The sequence below is a fragment of the Paenibacillus sp. J31TS4 genome, assembly GCF_018403265.1.
Taxonomy (GTDB): domain Bacteria; phylum Bacillota; class Bacilli; order Paenibacillales; family NBRC-103111; genus J31TS4.
On the sequence record NZ_BOSI01000003.1, the window covers coordinates 387,579 to 405,545 of the forward strand.

Annotated in this window: 17 protein-coding genes and 1 pseudogene; 4 read left to right on the forward strand and 14 right to left on the reverse strand. The window is 59.2% G+C overall.

Annotation, left to right across the window (positions count from 1 at the left end):
* Nucleotides 1–98: 98 nt before the first annotated feature.
* Nucleotides 99–545: a GyrI-like domain-containing protein gene (locus KJS47_RS16650; RefSeq protein WP_213526189.1), complete on the forward strand. Its 447-nt coding sequence runs from the start codon at nt 99–101 to the stop codon at nt 543–545.
* Between the two features lie 202 nt (nt 546–747).
* On the opposite strand, the gene KJS47_RS16655 is transcribed toward KJS47_RS16650, so the two are convergent.
* From KJS47_RS16655 to KJS47_RS16680, 6 genes are all read right to left on the reverse strand, one after another.
* Nucleotides 748–978 carry a cold-shock protein gene (locus tag KJS47_RS16655; protein ID WP_249716459.1) on the reverse strand — a complete coding sequence of 77 codons (231 nt, stop codon included), beginning with the start codon at nt 976–978 and terminating at the stop codon, nt 748–750.
* 82 nt (nt 979–1,060) lie between these two features.
* Nucleotides 1,061–1,261, reverse strand: a complete 201-nt coding sequence (locus KJS47_RS16660) for a cold-shock protein (protein ID WP_213526190.1) — start codon at nt 1,259–1,261, stop codon at nt 1,061–1,063.
* Nucleotides 1,262–1,519: 258 nt separating this feature from the next.
* On the reverse strand, nt 1,520–2,287 hold the full coding sequence (locus tag KJS47_RS16665) for a sugar phosphate isomerase/epimerase family protein (protein WP_249716461.1): 768 nt from the start codon (nt 2,285–2,287) through the stop codon (nt 1,520–1,522).
* Nucleotides 2,288–2,573: 286 nt separating this feature from the next.
* Entirely contained in the window at nt 2,574–4,796 is a 2,223-nt protein-coding gene (locus KJS47_RS16670; protein ID WP_213526192.1) for a YhgE/Pip domain-containing protein, read from the reverse strand.
* A 48-nt stretch (nt 4,797–4,844) separates the two neighbouring features.
* A complete protein-coding gene (locus KJS47_RS16675; protein ID WP_213526193.1) occupies nt 4,845–5,450 on the reverse strand; it encodes a TetR/AcrR family transcriptional regulator in 606 nt (201 codons plus the stop codon).
* 259 nt (nt 5,451–5,709) lie between these two features.
* The gene (locus KJS47_RS16680; protein WP_213526194.1) at nt 5,710–6,081 is read right to left on the reverse strand and encodes a winged helix-turn-helix transcriptional regulator; all 372 of its coding nucleotides are present in this window, start codon (nt 6,079–6,081) and stop codon (nt 5,710–5,712) included.
* Nucleotides 6,082–6,289: 208 nt separating this feature from the next.
* On the opposite strand from KJS47_RS16680, the pseudogene KJS47_RS16685 reads away from it, so the two are divergent.
* Nucleotides 6,290–7,232, forward strand: a pseudogene (locus KJS47_RS16685) (MFS transporter).
* 427 nt (nt 7,233–7,659) lie between these two features.
* On the opposite strand, the gene KJS47_RS16690 reads toward KJS47_RS16685, so the two are convergent.
* Both KJS47_RS16690 and KJS47_RS16695 read right to left on the reverse strand, forming a co-directional pair.
* A complete protein-coding gene (locus KJS47_RS16690; protein WP_213526195.1) occupies nt 7,660–8,634 on the reverse strand; it encodes a diaminopimelate dehydrogenase in 975 nt (324 codons plus the stop codon).
* Between the two features lie 274 nt (nt 8,635–8,908).
* Nucleotides 8,909–9,097: a hypothetical protein gene (locus KJS47_RS16695; RefSeq protein WP_213526196.1), complete on the reverse strand. Its 189-nt coding sequence runs from the start codon at nt 9,095–9,097 to the stop codon at nt 8,909–8,911.
* Nucleotides 9,098–9,451: 354 nt separating this feature from the next.
* Here KJS47_RS16695 and KJS47_RS16700 point away from each other — a divergent pair, with 354 nt between their 5' ends.
* Both KJS47_RS16700 and KJS47_RS16705 read left to right on the forward strand, forming a co-directional pair.
* Nucleotides 9,452–9,802: a hypothetical protein gene (locus KJS47_RS16700; RefSeq protein WP_213526197.1), complete on the forward strand. Its 351-nt coding sequence runs from the start codon at nt 9,452–9,454 to the stop codon at nt 9,800–9,802.
* A gap of 14 nt (nt 9,803–9,816) precedes the next feature.
* Nucleotides 9,817–10,173 (forward strand): spore coat protein, encoded by a 357-nt coding sequence (locus KJS47_RS16705; RefSeq protein WP_213526198.1) that lies wholly within the window; start codon nt 9,817–9,819, stop codon nt 10,171–10,173.
* Nucleotides 10,174–10,324: 151 nt separating this feature from the next.
* On the opposite strand, the gene KJS47_RS16710 is transcribed toward KJS47_RS16705, so the two are convergent.
* The 6 genes from KJS47_RS16710 to KJS47_RS16730 all read right to left on the reverse strand — a co-directional run bounded on the left by KJS47_RS16710 (nt 10,325) and on the right by KJS47_RS16730 (nt 17,653).
* Nucleotides 10,325–10,840 (reverse strand): HIT family protein, encoded by a 516-nt coding sequence (locus KJS47_RS16710; protein ID WP_213526199.1) that lies wholly within the window; start codon nt 10,838–10,840, stop codon nt 10,325–10,327.
* Between the two features lie 163 nt (nt 10,841–11,003).
* Nucleotides 11,004–11,894, reverse strand: a complete 891-nt coding sequence (locus tag KJS47_RS16715; protein WP_213526200.1) for a phosphotransferase family protein — start codon at nt 11,892–11,894, stop codon at nt 11,004–11,006.
* 137 nt (nt 11,895–12,031) lie between these two features.
* Nucleotides 12,032–12,460, reverse strand: coding sequence for a hypothetical protein (locus KJS47_RS16720; protein WP_213526201.1), 429 nt, complete (start codon nt 12,458–12,460; stop codon nt 12,032–12,034).
* A complete protein-coding gene (locus KJS47_RS24280; RefSeq protein WP_283772089.1) occupies nt 12,453–12,578 on the reverse strand; it encodes a hypothetical protein in 126 nt (41 codons plus the stop codon). The genes KJS47_RS16720 and KJS47_RS24280 overlap by 8 nt, the downstream gene beginning before the upstream one ends.
* Nucleotides 12,579–12,662: 84 nt before the next feature.
* Nucleotides 12,663–12,902 carry a zinc ribbon domain-containing protein gene (locus KJS47_RS16725; protein ID WP_213526345.1) on the reverse strand — a complete coding sequence of 80 codons (240 nt, stop codon included), beginning with the start codon at nt 12,900–12,902 and terminating at the stop codon, nt 12,663–12,665.
* Between the two features lie 362 nt (nt 12,903–13,264).
* On the reverse strand, nt 13,265–17,653 hold the full coding sequence (locus KJS47_RS16730) for a lamin tail domain-containing protein (protein WP_213526202.1): 4,389 nt from the start codon (nt 17,651–17,653) through the stop codon (nt 13,265–13,267).
* Nucleotides 17,654–17,967 lie beyond the last annotated feature (314 nt).

Consider the following 17,967-nt stretch of genomic DNA (forward strand, 5'->3'; position numbering starts at 1 on the left):
CCGCGAATTAGGTACGGGACTAGCCGGGGACAGCCCCGCGGCATGCCGCGGACTGCCCTCGGCAGGAAACCACTCCCCTTAAGGAAGGAAGCTGCCCTATGCCTAGTCAGGAACCCGCCATTGTCGAGCTGCCCGAGCTGCATCTGATCGGCCTCTCCGTTACGTCGGTCCATTCCCGGCACGATCCGGACCGGGTGGCGGCGATGAAGCGGGAGTTTTTCGAGCGCCGCGGCGAAATCCCGAATCCACTCCATCCCGATCGCTACATCAGCCCGCACTTCAGCACCAGCGTCCTCTTTACTTACTTGATCTGCATGGAGGTGTCCGAGCTGTCCGCCATCCCCGAAGGCATGCTCGGCTTCACTGTCCCGGCACGTCGCTATGTGGGGACGAAGTCCCCGACCGACCCTTACCTCGTCATTCACAATTATTTGCGGGCAAACGGCCTACAAGCGGACCCCAAAAGCCTCGCCCTTGAGGTTTACTCGTTCGCGAACCCGGAATGGCCCGCCGAAACGGACGTGTACGTCCCGCTGCTTGGCTAACCGGACGAGGACGGACCTCTGCCGATCCGGTGCGGGAGCCCGCCCTGCTCTTCCTGCGGCCCTCTCCAGCCCGCCATAGCCGGGCGGAACCTGCGGCCGGACACAGGAACGCGAACAAGCCGCCCATCAACCTGTCGGTTGGGGGCGGCTTGTTCTCCCGTCGTCACTTCGGCTGACGCTTTAGGCGGCTGCGGACAAGGGGTTAGGCATTCACGTCCTTGCGCTTAGGCCTGCTCGTGCTGCTGGTATTATCGAGCGGCGGCAGCATCCTGGTTCCGGGGGCCATGGAGGACTGGCAAATGTGGCAGGTCGGCGTGTCCTCGAATGCAAAGTCGGCACGCATCCAGCCTTTGCACGTATCGTTGGAGCAAGACCAAATGGCAGTCTCTACCTCCTGCAGTTCCTCTTCCGTCCTTTTGCGGGAAAACATCATTCCTCCGCCTCCTTCCTAAAGAAAAAACTGTCCTTAACCCAGGTTAAGGACAGTTTACGCTCGCTGAAGAGAATGTTGCTTCTTACAGCTTAACTACGTTTTCGGCTTGCGGGCCGCGGTTGCCTTGTACCACGTTGAACTCAACGCGTTGGCCTTCGTCCAGCGATTTGAAGCCGTCGCCAACGATAGCGGAGAAGTGTACGAATACGTCGCTTCCGCCTTCTACCTCGATGAAGCCAAAGCCTTTCTCTGCGTTAAACCATTTCACTGTACCTGTTTGCATGTGTGTTACCTCCAATTTGGTTTATACATGACCTCTTTATTTCACCAGAAAATAAATAATTCACATATTGCACAAGGTTACCTATTCCAAAACAATAACCCTCTGCAATATGTGAATTCAGGTCAGGTCTTATTTCGATTATCTAAACTATACCACATCCGCTGGAAAATAGCAAACAAAAGCGATGTCTCCCGTCCGGGAAGTTCCCGAACGGATCGCGCCCCTCTCCTTCCTGCCGAGAAGGGGCGCGAAGCGCGGCTAGCGGTCCAGCCCCAGCCGGTCCAGATGGCGCAGGCTGGTTTCGAGGCAGGCGAACGGATCGCGACCGTAGCACTGGTCCTGCTCGACGGCGCCCCACTCGACGCCCGTCTCGCGGCACGCCTCCAGAATGCGCACAAAATTGAGATTGCCCTCGCCCACCTCGGCGAACCGTTTCTCCCGATCGGCCGTGATGAGCATATCCTTCAGATGGACCACCTTCATCCGGCCCTCCACCTTGCGAATCCATTCGACCGGATCGCCGCCTCCTTCCTGCACCCAGTAGACGTCCAGCTCGAAGTTGACCGCTTCGGGCTCCGTCTCCTCGAGCAGGAGCTGCAGCCCGGTGCGCTCTCCCCACTTGGCGAATTCGAAATCGTGGTTGTGGTACACGAACGTCAGCCCCGCGTCGCGCAGCTTCCGCCCGATCTCCGTAGCAATCGAGGCGAACGTCCGGTAGCCCTCCTCGTTCGACCGGTACTCCATCGGCATGCCGCCGAGCCCGACGTAGCGGCAGTCCCACAGCCGGTGCTGGGCAATCACCTCGTCCAGCTTGTCCGTCAGCTCTCCGAAGCCGATATGGGTCGCGCAGATGGTGAGCCCTTCCCGGTCGGCCATCTCCTTGAGCCGGTGCGGATCGATCGGCCCGAGTCCGGACACTTGAACGGCCCGGTAGCCAATCTCCTTCACTCTCTTCAGCGTTGCTTCCACGTCCTCCGGCGTCTTCAGATAGTCCCGCAACGTATACAGCTGCGCCGCTGCTCTCACAGCTACCACTCCTTCGCGTTTGGATTATGTAGTCAACGGACCGGGGATGAGCACAAGCGAATGTCCGTCTTCCTAAATTTCGCTAGCCGAGGCCGATCTCCTGCTGCCCAGCCAGAGGGTTAGCCGTTCTTTCCCGACTCAGGGTCCATCTCCCTTCTCCCGCCTGAAAGACAAAAAAAGCCCTGTCGTCCAAAATGGACGACAGGGCTTGGGAAGTGACGGAAGGAGCCGATCCAAGGGCTTTCCTTGGCCGCGGCACGCTTCCGCCCCGTTTCTCCGCCAGCGGTTAGGCGATGGCCGTTTGCTTGTTCGGCTTTGTTTTGCGATGTACGACGAGGAAGTAGGTGAGCGTAATCGCGGCGAAGATGACCGCGAACACGCCCAGGATGCCCATGTACTTCCACATGGCGTCGGTATCGCCGCTCGAGATGACCGCCTTCAGCCCGGCCACCGAGTAGGTCATCGGGAGCCACGGCGTGAATTTCTGCAGCCAGCTCGGAATGAGCTCCAGCGGGAACGTTCCGGCCGAGCTGGTCAGCTGGAAGATGAGAATGACGATGGCCAGGAAGCGGCCCGGATTCTGCAGTGTCGTCACCAGGAACTGGATCAGCATCATGAACGTGATGCTGGTCACGACCGAGAACAGCAGGAACATCGGCACGCTGGATACATGCAGATCAAGCAGGAAGAGCAGCGCGGCATCTGCGACCAACGCCTGGATCGTCCCTGCGGTTACCAGCGTCAGCGCCTTGCTCCAGAACCAGCTCCAGCCGCTTGTCGGGCGCACGGCCGGCTCGCGAACCGAATAGACGATGGTCAGGACGAGCGCACCTACATACAGACCGAGCGACAGGAAGTACGGCGCGAAGCCGGTGCCGTAGTTCGGCACTTCGTTCACCTTCTGCACATCGGACTGAACCGGTGCGGCGAACATGTCGTACATCGGGTCGGACACCTTCAGGCCGGATGTTTTGTCCGTCGCCTCGCTCAGCTTGCCGGACAGCTCCTGCGAGCCGTCGTTCAGCTGCAGCAGTCCCGAGGCGACCTGCTGCGCCCCGTCCTTCAGCTGCTGCGAGCCCGAGACGAACGGATCGATGCTCGCCCGCAGCTGGCTAAGGCCCTGGTGCAGCTCCTTGGCGCCTCCGGCCAACTGCTGAGCGCCTCCCGCTAGGGCAACGCCGCCATCCCTCGCTTCGGCCAGCTTGGCGCCGAACTGCGTCATGCCGGCAGATACTTTGCCGGCGCCATCAGCGACCTGCTGGCTCCCTGCGGCCAGCTGGCTGCCGCCGGCGGCCGCTTCGCTTAGCTTGCCGCCGATGGTCGACAGCCCGCCGCTCAGCTGCGTCATGCCCTGCGACAGCTGGCCTGCGCCCTTGCTGAGCTCGGTCTGCGCCGCCTTGGCCTGGCTCATGCCGCCGGCCAGCTGCTTGCTGCCCGCGAGCAGCGCCTGGAAGTCCGGGTCCTGGGCCAGCTCGGCGTTCTTCTGCGCGAGCCCCTGCAGACCCTGCGACAGCTGGGCGGCCTTCTCTTCCAGCTGGGCGGCGCCGGCGGCCGATTGGCCGAGGCCGGCGGCGAGCTTCTTGGCCGCCTGCTCCGCCTGGGTCGAGCTGCCGGCGAGCTGCTGGCCGCCCTGCGCGAGCTGAGACAGGCCGCCGCTCAGGCTCTGCGCCCCGGTATGCACCGATTGGGCACCCTGGCCGAGCGAGGCGACGCCGGCTCCGAGCTCCTGCTGGGCCGCCGTCAGCTGCTTCAGGCCGTCGGCGAGCTTGCCGGCGCCTGCGTTCAGCTCCGCGCCACCCTGATCGAGCTTACCGCCGCCCGCTTCCAGCATGCCGACGCCGTCCTTCAGCGTCAGGGAGCCGGCCACGAGCTTGCTGAGATTTTCTTCGATCTGAACAGCTCCGTCCTTGGCCTTGGCCGTTCCGTCGGCGAGCTTGCCGGCGCCCTCGGACGCCTGCCCGATGCCGTCTACGAGCTGCTCCATCTGCTCGAACACGGTGCGGGCATAGACCTCCGTCACTTCCTTGTTGAGGGCTTCCTTCATCTTTTCGACGGCGGTATTGCCGATCTGCGAAGCCAGGAAGTTCAAGCTCTCGTTCGGCAGATACGCCAGCTGTGCAGGCGACGGATGATCCGACGTGAGCGTCGTCGTCTTCTCGGAGAAGTCCTCCGGAATCTTGATCGTCATGTAATACTTGTTGTCCTTCATGCCCTGCAGGGCTTCCTCTTCGCTGACGAACCGCCAGTCGAACTGGGGGTCCTCCTTCAGCTTGTCGACGAACTGCTTGCCGACCGTAAGCGACTTGCCGTTAAATTCGGTCCCCCGGTCGGTGTTGACGACCGCCACCGGCAGCGTGTCCATCTTCGCGTACGGATCCCAGAATGCTTCCAGGAACATCGCGGTGTACAGCACCGGGACCATCAGGACGGCGATGACCGAGATCAGCACCTTGCGGTTGCGGGCGATCGAGGCCAGCTCCATCCCGAATTGCTTCAGGCTCTTCCTCATTGTATTCTCCACTCCTGTTTCTACTTATTGACTATAATGGTCATTCGGTCAATCCATGGAATAAAAAAAGGCCTCCGGCTGCACAGGGGCCAATCCCTCCTGCAAATACATGCGCAGCAGCTCGGCGATTCTCTCTTTGCCCAGCGGCTCGTGGAATTTTGTCCAATCGGCCGTCAGCGCGAGGAACAGCTTCAAAATGACGAAGCTCGTGATCTCCGGATCGCACGGCTTGATCTCTCCCTTGTCCATCGCCCGCTGCACCTGCATGCGCGTGTACCCGACGATCTCCTGCTCGATTCTCCGAATCGCGCCGAGTGCCATCTGGACATTGGTCTCCCGGACTTCCTGGCTCAGCTTGAGCACCAGCTCGTGGCGCTCCCGGTAATCCAGCAGCCGGTCGAGCACGAGGTAGAGGTTATCGAAGAACCGCCGGTCCGGGTCGAACGTCTCCTCGGCCACCTGCTTCATCTCCCGGATGAGCCGGTCCAGCACTTCCTGAAACAGTTCTTCCTTGTTCGTAAAAAAAGTATAGATGGTCCCTTTGCCAACGTTAGCCAGCTTGGCGATCTGCTCCATCGTCGTCGCCTTGTAGCCAAACAGGGCGAACGACTTGGCCGCAGCCTCGACGATCAGCTGCCTGCGGTCGATTGACACCCCTTCACCCCCTCTAACAGAACCTAATGACCATTTTATTCATTCGGTCATTTTTGGGCTGTAGTTATAGTACCACGCCCGGTTCCCGCCCGCAAGACCTTCTGTTCAAAAAAAATAAAACGCGGGGGTGACCCCGTTCTCTCGAACGTCCTCCCGCCTTCGTATGGCGTTGTTGGCAACAGAAAGAGCCCCGTCTCGGAAAGAGGCGGGGCCGCGCGCCGCGCGAAAGGGGCATATGTCTTCTGCCGCGGAGGCAAAATCACTTCAGCTGTTCGTTTAAAACATTCTTCTCCAGTACCGTAAATTTATCCCCATATACTCGAGTAATATGCTTCTCTCCCCAGGCACATAGGGAATCCAAGATCCCCTGCAGGCTCCAGCCATACTCACTGAGCTCGTACTCTACCTTCGGGGGAATTTGCTGATAGACGTTTCGATTAATAACCCCGTCTTCCTCTAATTCGCGTAATTGCTGGGTCAGCATCTTTTGCGTAATATCCGGCATCAGCCGTTTTAGCTCGCTCGTCCGTTTTTTGCCGTGGGTCAGATGGCATAAAATCACGCATTTCCATTTTCCCCCGATCACCTCCAAGGTCGCTTCCACGGATATGTTGTATTTCTTGTTTTTCATCCTTTTGCTCCTCCTGACCGTATAGGCACAAAAAAGTACCTACATTACTTTAAGGTTCCTATGTCACTTATAAGTGCGTACTTCCTATATCGTATGCCAGCTCCCATAATAGCATCTGTCGGCAAAAATGGGGATAGGAAATCCCCTGTCTATCCTTTCCATTCCTCAAGGTTCTTCATCCAAATTTACATCATTACAGGAGGGCAACATGTCTATAGATAAAAAGCGAAGCACGTTTGCGCTTCTGGCTCTTGCCGTAAGTGCATTCGCCATAGGAACGACCGAATTTATTAGCGTAGGGTTATTGCCGTTAATAGCCGGCGATTTGCAAGTCCCAGTGACAACAGCCGGTCTTACCGTTTCCCTATATGCACTTGGAGTTACCTTCGGGGCTCCTGTCTTAACGTCACTCACGTCCACCGTGTCCCGGAAAACGTTATTGCTTTCGATCATGATCGTGTTTATCGCCGGCAATAGCTTGGCGGCAAGTGCTTCGAGTATTGGGGTGCTGCTTGCCGCGCGTGTCATTTCCGCCCTTTCCCACGGTCTGTTTATGTCGATAGGTTCCACGATTGCGGCCGATTTGGTGCCTGAGGATCGCAGGGCAAGCGCGATCTCCATCATGTTTTCCGGCCTTACGGTCGCTACCGTTACCGGTGTTCCGCTCGGCACGTTTGTTGGACAGCATTTTGGCTGGAGAATGGCGTTCCTTCTCATTGTGGCCGTCGGGATCGTTGCCCTGATCGCGAACAGCAAACGCCTTATTCTATATGTTTATTGTACAAGCAGCCGTTCTCTTTCTCTTCCTGTATACCGCACCTTCTAAAGTTGCAGGCTTGATTACCGTCTTCTTGATGGGCCTTCTTGCCTTTATGAATGTCCCTGGTCTGCAGGTCTATGTCGTCCAATTAGCGGAGCGGTTCGTACCGACTGCGGTTGATGTAGCTTCCGCCATTAATATTGCTGCTTTTAACATCGGCATTGCCTTCGGGTCGTACCTGGGCGGCGTGATTACGGATTCCATCGGGCTGATTCATACCACTTGGATCGGATCCCTCATGGTATTGGCAGCCGTTTTCCTGACCGGCTGGATTCGTCTCCTTGAGCGAAAGGACAACAAAACGGCAGGGGCGCTGACCCAAGAGAGCTAATCCATCCTTAGGGACGGTTCTTAGGCCCACTAACAAAAAAAGACGTTTCCCGATGAGCGGGGAACGTCTTTTTGGGATAGGGGAAAGCCCCATTCGGTGAATTCCATCGTTTCTAGCGATCCGTTCGGCGTCCTTTCCGGCATGAACCATTCACGGGCATAACCATTCGCCATGTGAAGGACCACTGGAGGCGCCGTGCCGGTCACCTCGATGACGGAGGCTGTGGGATGCTTGGTGCTAGTTCGTTAGGCGCGAAGTCCACCGGCAGTGGGCAGCGGGGCGGCCTAGCGCCGGCTCGTCATCCGAAGTCCGGGTTCCCGGCGCAGACAGCCCAAAAGGGCCAGCCGCAATCGTGCGGCTGGCCCTTTTGGCAAGCGTCTGTCCGTTCGCCCTTCCGATGGAAGGGCCGGCGGCTTCCGCCCGTTCGTTACAGCAGCTCGCGGCGCAGCTGCTCCGGCGACTTGTGGCTCAAGTAGCCGAGCGGAATGTCGAACGGCGTCTTCGCGCCCGAGAAGCCTTCCTTGGCGAACTTGACGATGGCGCGCGCGTACGCGACCAGGACGCTTCCCGTAAATTCGGGATTGCTCTCGAGCTTCAGGCTGAACTCGACAATTTGCTTGGTGGCCTGTCCGGTCCGGCCGCTTCTCAGCACGACGCCGCCATGCGGCATAAGGCCGTGCTTGTCCTTCAGCTCCTCCTCGCTGATGAAGGTCACCGTCGTCTCGTAATCGGCGAAGTAGTTCGGCATCGTCTTGATTTCCTGCTCGATGCGCGCGAGGTCCTCTCCCGGCTCCGCTACAACGTAGCAATCCCGCAGATGCTTGTCGCGCGTGGCGAGGTCGGGGTCTTGTCCGCCGCGCACTTGGTTCACAGCCTCTTCGATCGGTATAGTGTACTGAACCGCATTCTTCACGCCCGCGATGCGGCGGATCGCATCGGAGTGGCCCTGGCTCACGCCTTTGCCCCAGAAGGTGTATTCCTTGCCCTCTGGCAGCACTGCCTCGGCCAGAAGCCGGTTAAGCGAGAAGAGGCCCGGATCCCAGCCCGTCGAGATGACGCTGGCGTGACCGCTTTTTTTAGCTGCAGCATCCACCGCTTCGAAATATTCGGGGATCTTAGCATGCCGGTCGAAGCTGTCGACGGTATGGAACATAGCGGCCAATTGCGGCCCCTGCTCCGGCAGATCGGTAGCCGAGCCGCCGCACAGAATCATGACGTCGATCTTGCCTATGTAGGATTCGATCTCCGATAGATGAATCAGCTTGCTTCCCGAAGAGACGTGATCCGGCTGCCGGCGGGTGAAGATGCCGGCCAGCTCCATGTCCGGATTTTGCCGGATGGCCTGCTCCACCCCGCGTCCCAAGTTTCCATATCCGACTATCCCTACTTGTATCTTTTGCAACGCTAGTCCCTCCATCATTTAGGAATGATTCCAGAATCATAGTATACCATACGATGTTAGCCATGCCTTCCCCCAAATCTGCCTTACCGCCAGCCTCCGCCCGCTGGAGTAGATCCTCCGAAGCATCGAAGAAGCGGCGGGCAAAACGAAAGAAGCGCCGACCTGCGGTCGGCGCTTCGCGTTGCCGGGACGGCGAGCATGGCTCGCTTCGATAGGCATCCCGGTGAAAGACGTATGCTTCCTATCTCCAAGGCGGCAGGCAGGAAGCCCCCGTCTATACGTCCGCGTCTTCCCGGCGGGCCGCGTTCAGCTCGCTCTCATTCTGGTACAGCTCCCGGAGCATCATCTGGTACAGGTTGTCCTCCTGGTAGCTGAGACCTGTCTGATTATCCTTCAATATCATTCGTTCCACATGCTTCTTCATAATCTTGTTTCGTCTGTTCAGCATCTCTACATAACTCAAAAGAATAGACCCTCCAGTCTTCGTTTGTCTAAGTATACCGAACGGCTTTACCTGGGCAAAGCGCCATATGCCGCGCTTAGCTCCTTCTATCGGGACCCAGCTCTGCTCCCGGCTCCGAGCCCCGGACAGTTCGGAGAAATGCTGGCGGATGCTCCCGATTCTCCTCTTTTCCTCCGGATGCGCCCGGTTTTTACCAATTACTGGAATTAATTACTGCCCTTTGGAAGGCTTCCGGCTCGCCCGCTCCCCAGCCCGTTCTGTGCCCAGTGCGTCCCCAACAATGCAAAAAGGTTATACTTTCCGGGAAATGCGGCAACCTAAGCGGGTAACTATCCAGCCAAAGGAGACTCCATCATGCAGAACCAAATGCAACAACAGCAGCAGCAGCCGCTCATGCAGGTACCGCCCCAGGTTGTGACCGACAAGGATTGCCTCTATTTGAAGGATGAGCTGTCCTGGGAGCTGCTCGCCATGAAAAAATGCCATGCCTACGCCCAGCAATGCTCCGATCCGGACATCGCTCAGGCGATCAACCGCGCAGGCCAGATGCACCAGCGCCACTACAATATGCTGCTGAAACATCTGCAAAACAACAATACGCAAATGATGCAGAACGTTCCGCAGCTCCAGCAGCAACAACAACAAATGCAAATGCAAATGCAACAGCAGCAACAGCAACAAATGCAGCAGCAGCCGCAGCATTAGGAGGCGAAGACTCGATGAACCAATCCCAAAACCAAACGATCCAAAACCCGAAGCCATCCTATGAGCCGCAGGTGAAAGGGCCGGAGATGAACGACCGGGACCGGCTCAACGACGTGCTGGCAACCGAGAAATATATGACGGACAGCTTCAACACCGCCACTCGCGAAGCAAGCCATCCCGCCCTGCACCAGGATATGCTCACCATTCTGACCGAGACGCATCAATGCCAGTACGAGCTGTTCGAGCTCATGTTCCGCAAGGGGCATTATAAGCTTGAAGCCGAGCAGCAGCAGAAGCTGGATCAGGCGTACCAGCAGTTCAGCAACTACTCCTCCCAGTTCCCCTATCCGAACAACGGTATGCAGCAATAAGCCAGGCAGAGGAACGGGCCCGCGCCGACGAAGCAGGATTTGCCGGCAGCGGATGCAACGACCAAAAGGCGCCTTCGGAAAGGCGCCTTTGGTCTGTTTGGAGGTTATCAAGGGCATCGATGTGGTTTGTCCGATCGCCTCTTCCCCTTCGTCAAGGATTGTACGCTGAAGGGCTATGCACGCCGGAGAGCCCCTCTCGCAAGATGCGAATCCCCTCCAGCACGCTCTCCATGTTGGCTTCGTCGTTCCTTTCCCGCCGCGCATGCAAGAGCACGGGCCGGAGAGATTCCACCGAACGGCCGAAGGCGGCCATCCAGTCGTAGCGGGGCACCATCCACAGATGGAAGTGATGCGTCGTGTCCTCATTGTAAAAGTAATAGACATGCTCAATGCCGAGCAAAGTGCGCTGCGCGTGGCGAATGCGCCGAATTAGGGAGATGTATTCGGCAGCCTCCTCGTCCGTCAGCTCGTCCATGGCATAGAGGTGCCGTTTGGACGCCAGAATGACGAGACCCCGGATTGGATAAGCGACGTCCTGGTGGACATGAAACCGCTCGGATTCGTAAATGACGCCGCCCGTGGCCGGCACTAGACCGCTCGTCAAAGCGCAGCTGAGGCAGTCCACCTCTACCGCTCGGCCGTCGGCCAATGTTATTGTTCTCGGCATCACGTCACCTCTTTCTATAAGCCAAAGAATCGACCCATTTTGTCGATGATCGGTGTTACTTAGAATTACTCGGTAATCCTTGTCGAAAGGAAGCTGGTTTCCTGCTCCCTCCCGCTTAATCCGTCTCTCTACTGACGGCGTCGGATTCCGGCCCCCATCATTCTCAAAATAGCTCCGGCTGCGCCAGCCATTCCTCCAGATCGACCGATCCTTGGACGCCAAGAAGTCGATACAAGTACCTGTACACCTTTCGGCAGGCCGACAGCTCCGGTATAGGCAGAATGGCCGTATAGCCTGCGAGGAAAGGACGGAGGTCTTCTTCCTTCAGTAGATATTCCAGCCCGATGAAATCCAGCTCACGCGGAGCTGCGACATAGGCTTCTATATCGACGATGGCGGACAGCCTGCCCTGCTCCGCCAAGAACTGGGACGGGTCAAGATCCATTAGGATGGGACAGAGATGGGACGGGGCTGGAAGTGCACTCAATTCGACCAGAATCTCCGGCAGACGATCCCGGATGTTCGGCTCCTCGCCATAGTCCCGCTCTACCAGCTGTGTCATCACGTCCGCCAGCTCTTGATGGAACCGCTCGCCGGACTCTCTCTTCGTTCCGACGAGGTTGCCGTAATAGGCGCATCTCTGGCTGTGCACACGGGCCAGCCATTCGCCCAATTGAACCAGCAGCTCTGGGGACTGGCCGGCAAAAGACGGCAGCACGTCTCCCGTCATTCGCTCCACGACGAGAGCCTCGCGGCCTTCCAGCTCGGCCTTCGCCAGAATCCGGGGCGCTGGCACCCCCGCGATCGCATTCAGCAGCTTACTGCTGGTCTCAAAGTAAACCATCTCCCTCGGGTCGATGCCGAACAGAGCCTTGCAGCCCCACCAAAACTCACGGTCCGGCTCTTTCTGCAGCCGGGAAGAGCGGACGACCACCTCCCGGGAGGCGGTCTTGACGAGCCATACGTCGCTGGCATGACCCGAATAGCCCGGGTCCAGCACCCACACCTCGTCCACCACTTCCTGAAGGAGCCGTTCGAATAGCACCCGGTCCATGTCTTGTCTCCTCCTTCCGCCAAGCCTCAGCCGCTCCAACAGCACCGATGTTTGCCTGCGGACCGGATGAAGGCTCGTCTCAATTAGCTGATCCGGTCTACCCGCCCCCGGCCGGCAGGGGCAGTCTCCTGCCTGGATTAGCGTCGGCGTCTGGTCCGATACACGTTCCCCGTCAGCCAGGCTGCCGAAACGAGCAGGATGCCCCCGGCGAGCCAGAGCAAGCTGGTCCAGTCTTTGCCGTCCTTCTCTGTTCCCGCGGTCGGATTGACGGATTGTCCGGTCCCCAGTTGGATCAAATCCCGCTGTGCCTCCGAGACAGGCAGATTCCCGCTGCACAGATTGGTCTTCAGCAACTTGTCCTGCCCCAGGGAGGCATATACCAAATAGGTCTGCCCCGTTTCAAACGTAAATCCACAGGAGTCCTGGCCCCTATCGTAGCTGTACACCTTAACCTCTCGGTCGTCCCTTCCTTTCCACACGCGGTTCACCTCAAAGGTATACGCCCGCAGCCGCATACCGTCCGAATCTCTCGTCCCTCCCCGCGCGACCGCCTTCCCTTCAAACACAATTCTCCTGGACGCCCGCTTCGGCGCAGCTGCACGCAAATGCACGCTCCGGCGGAAAGAAGGAGAGTCCCACGCCAAGCATAAGCAGCACCGCGGCTGCCCATCGGATTCTTTTCATCGCTCTCCTCCTTTCTGACTCCAGCCGAAACGCCGTCCAGCGGACCGACTCCCCCGTCGCCAGAGCTTGCTCCCTAGCCCCTGGCTACCTTCCGAACAAAAGGTCCAGCACCGAGCCCAGCTTCCCCGGCTTGTGGCCTTCCAGCACCTCGGGATCGTAAACCTCCACGTATCCGCAGCCGGAACAGGAGACAAACAAGTAATGGTTATGCTGGATGTCCAGCAGCTTGCTCAGCCCCGTGCCCGTCATCGCCACCTCTTTGATGCGGCAGTCGTCATTCCTGCATTTGCGGCACCGGAACCTGCTTTGGATCGCCGCCCGGATGTCGTCGACGTCCGCCGTATCGTCCGGCTCTCCTTGGGCTGAGCCGGGCAGAAAGTCCTCCTCCGTCACCTCGTACAGCCGATTCCCGCAGGACGGGCACCTTCCTGTCTTCACGTTCCCCTCTTTGTGGCACCAGGGACATTCCACGCCGCACTGCCTCCCTTCAAGAATTGGGTGCTCTGCCTTTCCTTGAGCTTATGGCGGCAAAGCGCGTCTCCATGAGCCTGCGTTCGTTTCCTTTCCCAAACTTTTCTAGATGCCCGTCCCGTTTTCCTGCCATCCTGCAAAACTGGCGGAAGCCAAAGAAGCCCATTCCTCTCTAAGAGGAACGGGCCGCTTTGGTGCCGCGGAATCTCCTGCTGCTACGACTTCGGATGTCCGCCGGCTTCTGCCGGTCTTACATTCAGTTTGATTTCCGTTTTCTGCCCGCCGTATGCCACGGTTACGAACGTAGCGCCTGGCTTCACGGCAGTCACGAGCCCCGACTCGCTCACCCGGATCGCTCCCGAGCCGCTCTTCACCGTATAGACGGCACCCGTCGGAACCATGTACTTAGTCCCGTCGGCATAAACCGCCTGGAGCCCCAACTGGAACGTCGTTCCCTCGGTCAGACGTCCGTCCGGAGGGAGGACGGCCTCCAGCGAATCCGGCGCAGCTACCTTCACCGTCGCCTGCAAGACACTCTCTCCTGCCCGGCCGGTTATCGTCGCTTCGCCCTGCTGGATGCCCCGGACCTTGCCGTCCGCGGTCACCTGGACCGCGTCAGGGTTGCTGCTCGTCCAGGTATAGCTGCCGGTCACGTTCTCGGCCTCGGCCTTGCCGCGGTCGGCAAGAACGGCGGCCTGCGTCTCCTCGCCTACCTTCAGTCCATCGGGAATACCGGTCAGCGTACGGCTGTCGTAGGCCCGCATCTGCTTAAGATTCAGCTTGAGCAGACGATCCATCGAGTAGGAGGACATGAACCGCATATGGTTCGCTCCCGACTCGAAGTTGACGTACACATAGTCCTCGCCGTTCTCCGTGCGGATGAACATGTTCTCTGCCGCAGTCGGTACGGTCGTCTCCCCGGTCCGGTTGACGCCGTCGAGGAACCAGACCGGAACCGCTGCTCCGCCTACCGTCACCTCGGTATCCTTCGTCGCCGAATCCGTCACGTTCGGCATCGTGTGGCGCACGATCTCGTTGTACGGCCGCCCGTAGTTATACGTCATCAGCACTTCGCCTTGATGGAATGCGATACCCTGGATCTTGTCCCCGATGCTGAGCACGTAATCCGGAATGACCTTCTTCATATTCTCTTCCTGGAAGGACGGCTTGTCCGCCGGCATAAGGTCATCCTCATTCAGCTTGTACCCGGCGATCCAGGACAATTGCGTCTCCCCGTCCCGATTCGTCAGCGTATGCGCGGGGTTCACCGTGTACGACGGCGGGTTGCTGTACTCGCCTACCCACAGGACGCCGTCCTCATAGGCGGCAAAGGACGAGTTCGTCACCACGCCGAACGAATCCGCGAACTGGGCGAAGCCGCCGTTCTGGGCGTTGATCAGCGACTGAATCGGCAGCCGGTACATCTGCTTGCCGGAGGACAGCCAGACGTTGTTCTTGCTTACCGCTACGCCGCCTGCGTGGCCGGTATACAGCGAGCCGTCGCTGTTTTTCAGATGGACGTACTTCACCAGCTCGCCCGTCTTGGCGTCAACTACCGCCATCGTGCTCGGATCGCCGGAGTAGTGGTAAGCTGCCATGAGCATCCACTCGCGTTCCTGATCGGCGTAATAGGCCATGCCCTGCGGCACGTGGCCCTGCACGAGGCCCGGAATGATCGGTCCCTTCTCCCCGACGTTCCACGCCTCCTGGAAGCGGGATTCCGTCAAGGCGTTCGCGGGGCTGGGCTTGCGCTCCGTCTGGGTCATCACGGCGTAGTCCGGTGTCACGGCGACCGACACACGTGCCGACTCGTTGCCGGACTTGTCTACGGCGCTTACTTCGAACGTCACCTTTACTTTGCCAGGCAGGGCCGGCATCGTGTAGGACGTCTGTGTGGCCGGAAGCGTCAGCTCGAACTGGCCGTTCATATACAGCCGGTACCCGGCGAGATCGGCTTCCTTGTTCGGCTGCCACTGGATCGTCGCTTCGCCTGCACCTGCTTTCGCTTGAATACCTGCCGGTACGGACGGCGCTGCCTCGTCGGCCTTGGCCACAGGAGGAACCTGGGCTGCGTCCACGACGCCGGGAGTTGCCGTCTGCTTCAGTCCGACTTGCCGCATGTCATGGCCGCCGAACATCGGGTAGGCGTAGGAGATGCCTTTCTTCTCCAGGAACTGGCCAGCCGTATAGGAGGCGGAAACGGTCACCGTGCCGTTCGGCTCCACGATATCGATGATGCCGCCGCTGTTGTTCAGGCCGCCGGCACCGTCCCCGAGGATAATGGAAGACTCGGGCACGTATTTATCTGTCTGGAAGCCGCTGTACGAGTAGTTGAAGCCGTCCTTCTCCAGATAGCTGAGCCCGTTAGGACGCACCCAGAAGAGCAGCGTCTTCTTCGGCTCCAGCACGGTCGGCTCGCGGAAGGTCCACTCCCAGCTCTTGGTCGCGTCGTCCGGCTGGGTGAAGCGGATCGTCTTGCCGTTCAGGTCAACCGGCTGCGATCTCGGGTTGTAAATCTCGATATATTCGAACGCGTCGTAGACGTCGCGCGCATCAAGCGGCTCGGAATTCCACGTGTCCGGAATCACTTCGGTAATGAGGAGAGCCGGAATCGCATCCTCGGTCGGTGTCACCTCGATCGGAGAGGAAAGCGCCGATTCCCGGCCGGCCGTGTCGATGGCGCTGACCTGAACGGTCACCGCCGCTCCGTTCGCAAGCCCCTCGATAACGGCTTCATGGGCCGGCATGAGCAGCTTCTTGGCGACCGCGCCGTTCACGTAGACGTTCACGTAAGCGACGTCTTCCTCGAGCGCCTCGCTCCAGTTGACCTTCACGCCGCCGACACCCGCCGTTACCTGCACACTCGCAGGGACAGCCGGCGCTTCGGTATCCGCCGGGTCGGCCGCGCGCTGCACCGGATACAGATAGCCGGGATTCGTCGGCATGCTGAACCGCTCTTCGGAGACCGGCCCGTTCGCACGGTCCGGGATGAAGTTCGCGCTGATGCTTTCGCCGATATCCCCGGGCTCATAGGCAGCCGAGCTGAGCACGGCGCCGTCCGGCGCGACGATCTCGACGCCGCGGGCGGCGCTGTTCGACATGCCGCCGTTCACGACGACGAAAACCTGGTCCTCGGTTACCGAGCTGTTGTGCGCTGTGTTGAATTGCTCAAGCGTTACTTGCTGCACGTTCGTATTTTTGAACCAGATGATGAACGTCCCTTGGGGCTGTATGATCTTGTCCTCTGTAATCGGATAAGGGTAAACCTTGGTACCCGCTATGTAATTCAGCGTGTAGCCTTTGATATTGAGAGGCGTCGAGGTGGTATTGTGCAGCTCGATGAACTCGAACGCATCCGTGCCGCCGGTTTTGAAATCTACGTTCTTCGTATCCGGCGCCATCTCCGTCACGAGGATAGCCGGCGCAGCTTGCGACTTCTGCACCGTCACTGCCGGCTGGGACGACACGAGTCCCGCCTGGTTGACCGCATAAACCTCGAAGGTCACCGGCTGGCCGTTCGTCAGACCGGTCGCTTCATAGGAGGTGCCCGTCACGAGGTTCGGCAGCTGCACGCCGTTCTGGACGAGGCGATAGCCGATTACATCGCCCTCCGGAGATGGATTCCAGCTGACCCGGATCGCTCCGTCGCGCGGCAGCGCCTGCAGGCCGGTCGGCGCTGCAGGCGCCGTCGCCACTCCCGCCTTCCCCCGGATCGGGGCGGACGCCGGAGACACGCTGCCGTCCGGATAGACTGAGGAGATGGTGAACGTGTAGTCCGCGCCGTTGGTCAGGCCGGTGTACGTATACGTCGTACCGGTAACCGTAGCGGGGGCCAGCCCGTCGCGGGAGTAGAGCTTGTAGCCGGACTCGCCGCCGACCGGCGACCAGGTCAAGGTGAGGCTGCGATCCCCGCCGACGGCAATCGCTCCGTTCGGTGCGCCGCCCGGCACTTCGTCCGCTGCGAGCCGTCCCGGCGTCGCCGTTTTGTTGCCGCCGTTATGGAGCATCGCGATGCCGGAGATCGGCTGACTGAACGAGATGCCCTTGTTCTCGAACGTATCGTCGACTCCGTTCACAAAGTAGGTGGCCACCACAAGCTCGGCTCCGGCCGGATCGACCAGGCTGATGGCGATGTTCTTTTGGGTAGCGCTGCCGTTGTACAGGCCGGACACGTTCGGCATGATATGAAGCTGGTCGTCCGGAAGCTCGGCTGCGGTCAGACCGTAGTTTTGGCGGAACTGGTCCTTCGTCAGGTTCTGGTCGGTAATCGTCTTGTTCTGCGTCCAGATCAGAACGGTCTCTCTCGGAGGGATGAGGACGCCGGCGGGAATAGTCCCTTCCCACTTGCTGGTCGAGTCCGGCACAACACCCTTGAGCTTGTAGCCGGTCAGGTTGATCGGTGCATCGGTGGCGTTGTACAGCTCTACATATTCATAGCCGTCGTTCGACGCCACATTCGCCGAATCGGGAACGAGCTCCGTAATGAAGATGGGCGGTACGTTCGCTGCCGAAGCGGAACCCGCCGGCAGGCCGGCCGCCGCCGATGTGGCGACAAGCGACAGCATGACCGATTGCGCGACTGCCTTTTTCCATTTGCGTTTCATTCTCTTCCTCCTTTTGGTTTCCTCTCCTGCGGACTGGCGCGGGCAAGGCATACAAAAATAGAGACACAAAAAAAACCTCAGGCATTTTCCCTTTGCCGAACAGACCGGCGCGAATGCGCGATCCGGCAAGGAGCAATTGTACCCGGGTTTTCTCAATGTCTCCACCCATGAGTATTCTGTTCTGACCTGCATGAAACCGATTGCAGGCAGGCTCTCCATCATTATCTTCTGTTCCTCTCGGAAATGCAAGCGCTTTTTCCCCATAACAGCCGATGTTAAGAAAGTTTAACAAACTCTCTCCGGTTCCTTCCCAT